General features: G+C 35.1%; 1 protein-coding gene. It reads right to left on the reverse strand.

The features are described from left to right. Positions 1 to 3321, reverse strand: a 3321-nt coding sequence (locus LW137_RS06980) for a hypothetical protein (RefSeq protein ID WP_233034879.1), incomplete at its 3' end; no start/stop codon positions are given. Positions 3322 to 3712: the final 391 nt, after the last annotated feature.

The following is a 3712-nucleotide window of genomic DNA, read 5'->3' on the forward strand; positions in this document are numbered from 1 at the left end:
AACAGTGATGTCTGTGCTCTCTCCGTTTAATAGATTGTTGAAAATTACCTTATCTTTAGAGTTTTCTGCAACTTGAGCTAAGACAGCATAGATAGGAGTTCCACTGCTATCAATGTGATCGACTTGGAGGTCAAGAGTGTTATTGGTAATCCTGCTTGCATCGCTTCCTTTAATGATTAGGCGATCGCTTCCTCCTCGTGTAGCAGTGTTATTAAAAAAATCATTTCCCGTATACGCCTTTCCACCCGTATATCCTGTGCTTGCAATAATTGCATCTTTTGAGGCATAGAGAGTGATGATGCTATCTTTGAGATCAAATTTAGAAACTTCTAAGCTTCTAAGTTCAAGACCTGCTGTTTTTTGGAATCTTTCTGGATTATTTCCTGCAAGATTGAGATGGACATGTGAACTTTCATCACTGATTGCTTGCGCTAATTTTCCACCATTGGCATTAAAGATTACAGATGAATTTTTACTTAAAATCAGCTTAGCTTCTTGACCCGACTCCCCTCCAAATGCAGTTCCTTCAAACGATTCTCCAGAATCTGTTTTATATTTTTGGACATTGAAAGTAAGAGTGCTTCCTTCTGAGAGTTGGAATGTGCTAGATTGTTTGGAATAAATTCCATAGACTTGATTTGAATCGCTGCTTGTAAAATCTTTGCGTGTATTAAATGTGACATTATCAAGTCCATAGACTGGATTATTATTTAGATTGCTATATAGACCATAGGTATTTTGATCGCTAGGAGTTGATTCGTCAAGCACAATCCTGCCTTGAGCTTCTAAAGTGAAGAGGCCATCTTTTGCAGTTGAGATGAGTTTCCCATTTGTGCCAGAGTATGCTGAAATCTTAATGCTTCCATTAAGCGATCCATCTTTCTCTGCCTCTATGAAATTCCCCTTTTGCCAATTTGCAAATGCTAGTGTCCCACTCAGAGCACTCTTGCCCTTAAACAAAACTCCCACAGTTTTTGAAGTCCCAGCAAAGCTTGTGATAGTGGTTCCTAGGTTTTCAATATGAGCCTTAGCTCCGTCTTCTAAAACGATGCCATAAACATTCTCACCAGCAAGGCTGATTGTGTTAACTGATGCATCGGAATTAACTATATGATTGCCTCGTGCGATTAGAAGTCCAATAGCGTTCGTTGCATTGCTGAGTACTAGATTAAGACTTGCACCTTCTTTTTTAGTTTGTATCAAATCTCCTTCTTTAAGATAGATGCCTACCATGTTGACATTGTTTGCCTTTATGTCTTTTGTTTCTTTTGCATCAAGAGTGATATTTGCTTGGACTCTTCCTCCCAAAGTCCCTCCAAGGCTATAAATCCCATATCCTGTAGTGTTTTGAGCGACTTTGATTGTTTGATTGAGATTGTTCCAATAGTTTGTGGCTCCTTTAATGATGTTTCCTGCGATGTCTTTCCCTTCTACTCCTTCATAAGTAGCAGTCGTGTTTGCAAAGGTAAAATGTGAATTGTTGACATCATTATAGATTCCATAAAGCATGTTATCAAAGTTTGTAGGATTTCCATGAGCGATAGAGACATTTTTAATCTTTAATGAAGCTCCAGGATCAGAGAGCTTTAAAACATCAATATGTTTATCGGTGTTTGTGTTTTCACTACTAGGCTGAATATTTTTGAAAACGATATTTCCCCATCCACTGCTGCTTGTAAAGTTTTTTGATCCAGTTCTATCATAATAAATTCCAGAAGTCACTTGAGAAGGTCCGATGTTGTTGAAGATGATTTGAGCTCCATTGGAAACTTTTATATCGCTAGATAGATCAATCCCTAGAGCTTGTTCTGTTCCAGTAATACTATTAAAGGTGATACTTCCACCAGAAATAGAGCTATCAACTATTCCTGTAGCTTTATTTTTAGAATTAATAGAATCAAAAACTATCGATGAGTGATCATCTAAATTAAGAGTTGTATATTTCATCCCATAAGCTATTCCAGTATTTGATGAAATGAGTCCAAAATTGAATGATGTATCTTTAGCATCAATAGATGTGTAATAAAATCCTCGGGCATCTTCAGAGTTGGATTGGATCTTTTTGAAAATAAAACTTGATTGATCTGCATTGATTTGAGAGCCATCGTCAGATTTAATTCCTGAAGCCTTTTCTGCTTCAATATTCCCAAAGATAAAGTTTGTTTTATAGGCATTGAGATTGAAAGTCCCTGCTGACCCTGTATCACTCATGCCTTGAGCAAATTTTACACCCTTGATATTGCGAAACTCTATCGTGCCTCCACCTTTATCTTGCTCTTTATCTCCAAAGAAGTAAGTTGCTGTATTGTGAGCAATGATGCCTGTAGAACCTCTTACATCAACACCAAATTCATTGTTGCTATTACCTTCACTTTTAATGCTGTCAAAAATAATCTTTGATGAATTGTCTCCCAGAATCGTTGGGGCTGTTCCTAGAGCATAAAGTCCATATGCAAAATCCCCATTGGATGTAATGTTTTTAAATTGAATTTCTGAGCTATTGCTTAAGATGATTTGAGATCTGGTCAATGTATCTTTGGATCCATCAATAATAATTCCTCCAGAAGATCCTTTAATGGTATCTGTTACTGAGGAATTTGTTGAAAGAATAGAATCGAAAATAATTTGACTTCCAGATAGATTCATACTAAGCTTTTCAAATTTAATTAATATTCCCGAAGATTTTTCTGCTTGAATTTGTTTAAAGTTAATTGTTGCATCGGTGGCTTCAAATACTGTTTGTGTCTTGAAAGTTAATCCTTCTGAAATCTTGGTAGTTTTATTTCCAATATTGCCAAAATTGGTAAGGCTATTTCTTCCAAAATAGAGGATAATGGGAACACTGGGATTGGCCGAATTGTTTACATGGAGTCCAGTATTAAAATTTTGAAGACTAATAGAATCTCCATAAACTAAAGCAACAGATTGTAGATTGAGTGTTGCTCCAGAATTATAAAAGCCATATGCTTTTGAATTTCCAAAGAGCCCTGTTTCATTACCAAATAGAATAGTTTTGGTTGCTTGGTCAGAAGATTGAAGCGTAAGATTTCCTTCTTCAAGAAAGATGCCATAGCTATTGTTGCTTGATGCCATAGAGTTGGAAAAAGTTGTATTTGAAGTGATGGAGATTGTTTGGGGAGTTATAGAATTATTGAAATAAACTCCATATTTATTGCTGTATTTTTCAAAGATTGTACTATCCAATTCTTTATTGCTTGAAATATCATTAGCATTAAGTGGATTTCCTCCAAGCATAAAAGCAAGAGAAGTAGCTATCAAAGAGCAGTAGCGATGGTAAGAGCGTGTTTTTGTGTTTTTCATTTGTTTTCCTTATTTTAGTGTTTAGTGTCTACCTCTTAAAGATAAAAATTCTGATTTAAGAAGTCTAACAATCTTATCATAGTTATTTGGTGAAAGATTCTTTTTTATTTTTGGTAGTTTTAGATGAGATAGATTGAATGTTCGAACTTTGATAAAAGGTGAGAAAATATCGAATCTACCGCATATTTTTGAGTATGTTAAAAATATTTTAAGCTATAGATTTAGAGTAGTTTATGTCTTTTGGAAGATGATTTTTTAAAAAATAGAATTAAAAATAACTAATGATTTTAATTTTTCTTATTGCTTCTGAGTTTTGTTGAAATCAAGTGGTTGTGTTGAGATAAAAAGTCATTGCGAGTAGGGTAGAAGGAGGATTGATTTGATCTCCCCC

This window comes from Helicobacter kayseriensis, from assembly GCF_021300655.1.
Taxonomy (GTDB): domain Bacteria; phylum Campylobacterota; class Campylobacteria; order Campylobacterales; family Helicobacteraceae; genus Helicobacter_G; species Helicobacter_G kayseriensis.